Genomic DNA, 1,953 nt, shown 5'->3' on the forward strand with positions numbered 1-1,953 from the left:
CGTTGCGCGGCCGGCACGGCTGGTCCTGACGCCTTCCGAGGCCGGAAATCGCCACCGGCCCGGCGTCTCTGCTATTATTGACAGCTGTGTGTCCGTGCAGGTCGACGGCCACAGATGGTTGGTCGCCATAGGTATCCCCACGCCGCTCAGTCAATGGCCAATCTGAAAGCCCTCTAGACCATTTTCCGCATTGAAAAAGAGAGTTCACACGTGGCTAATATCAAGTCCCAGAAGAAGCGCATCCTTACCAACGAGAAGGCTCGCCTGCGCAACAACGCAGTCAAGTCCGAGCTGAAGACGGCCATCCGCGCTGTCAACACCGCCGTTGAGTCCACCGACAAGGATGCCGCTGCTACTGCACTGGTTACTGCCAGCCGGAAGCTCGACAAGGCTGTCAGCAAGGGTGTTCTTCACAAGAACAACGCTGCAAACCGCAAGTCCGCGATCTCCAAAAAGGTCAACGCACTCTAAGGTTTTCCAGTTCAACTGAACTGATGATTGTGGCCGGTACCCTCAGGGTGCCGGCCACAGCCAGTTAAAGCGGCAACCGCTCCGGCAGCCCGGCACGCCACGCGCCGGTTCGGGCGTGCGGCGGGTCAGCGGCGGCCGGTCAGCGGCGGACAGCGCCCGCTATCACCGTCACGGCGTGCTCGACGGCGTAGACCGGGTCCCGGGAGAGCCCCTTGACCTGCGCATCGGCCTCCGCCGTGACCTGGATGGACCGGGCCAGGCCTTCCGGGGTCCACCGCCTGACGTCACGTTGGGCCTGCTCCACCAGCCACGGCTGCATGCCGAGCTGCTTGGCGATCTGCGTCGAGGAGCCCTGCGCCCCCGCCACTTTGGCGAGGGACCGGAGCTTCGCGGCCAGGGCCGCCACGATCGGCACCGGATCGGCTCCGGTGTCGAGGGCGTGGCGAAGCGTGGAGAGTGCCAACGGGGCGTTGCCGGCCATCGCGGCGTCGGCCACCTTGAAGCCGGTGGCTTCCACCCTGCCGCCGTAGTAGCGGTCCACCAGGTCCGCATCCACCGCAGTGGTGGCATCCGCGATCAGCTGGCTGCAGGCAGCGGCGAGTTCCGCGAGGTGGGCGCCGACGGCATTGACCAGGGCGTGCACGGCGTCCGGCTCGATCCGCCGGGAGGCGGCTTTGAACTCGGTGGTGACAAATGCCGCCTTGTCGGCGTCCTTCTTCAGCGGCTGGCAGTCAACCACGGGCCAGCCGCCCGCCTTGATCGCGTCGAGAAGTTTCTTACCCCGGACTCCCCCGCCGTGGCGCAGCACCAGGACGGCGTCGGGCTCGGGGCTTGTCAGGTACTTCAGGCCGTCGGTGAGAAAGGCATCGTTCATAGCCTCCAGGCCTTCGACTTCGATCAGCTTCTGCTCGCCGAACAGGGACGGGCTGACATTCATGGCCAGGGTTCCGGGTTCGTAGCTGCCAGCGTTCAGCCGGGTGACTTCGACGTCAGGGGCGGCGGCGCGTACCTGGGAACGGATCCGGTCCATGGCCCGGGAGGCGAGGTAGTCCTCGGGGCCGCCCACCAGCACCACCGGCGCCGGGGTCACATCGCGCCAGGTGGCGGTCTTCGTCGCCGTCGTCCTCGTGCGTTGGGTCTGGGCAGCAGCCACTCGTGTATCCTCCGGGAAGTTGGTTTGCAGACTCTAAGCCTGCCACGGCGGGGACGGTCCACCAAGCCACGGCGCCCGGCCCACGGGCTGGCCCGCTGACGGCCCCGCTGTGTCGGGCGGTTGCGGGCAGCACCGGTAGGGAGGGCCTTGCGATCCAGCATCTGGCCGAGGGACAACGCGGTGCGCTCCTGTAGTTTGAGCAGCAGGCGCCCGGCGCTAGCCGGGTGGGTGACCAGCCAGACGCCCGCCAGGGACAGCACCGAGAGCGCCGCCATCGTGGCCGACCCGTAGGCGCCCTCCGGCCAGGGCAGCACCGCACCGGGCAGTGC

At 67.2% G+C, this 1,953-nt stretch carries 2 protein-coding genes; one reads left to right on the forward strand and one right to left on the reverse strand.

What is annotated here, in order from left to right:
- Window positions 1-210: 210 nt before the first annotated feature.
- Entirely contained in the window at window positions 211-471 is a 261-nt protein-coding gene (rpsT, locus tag AB4Y86_RS17760) for a 30S ribosomal protein S20 (RefSeq protein WP_230119666.1), read from the forward strand.
- 139 nt (window positions 472-610) lie between these two features.
- Here rpsT and holA read toward each other — a convergent pair whose 3' ends face one another.
- Window positions 611-1,624: a DNA polymerase III subunit delta gene (gene holA, locus AB4Y86_RS17765; RefSeq protein WP_441403476.1), complete on the reverse strand. Its 1,014-nt coding sequence runs from the start codon at window positions 1,622-1,624 to the stop codon at window positions 611-613.
- Between the last annotated feature and the right edge of the window lie 329 nt (window positions 1,625-1,953).

Origin of the sequence: Arthrobacter sp. 2YAF22_2 (assembly GCF_052114645.1) — a bacterium.
Lineage (GTDB): Bacteria > Actinomycetota > Actinomycetes > Actinomycetales > Micrococcaceae > Arthrobacter.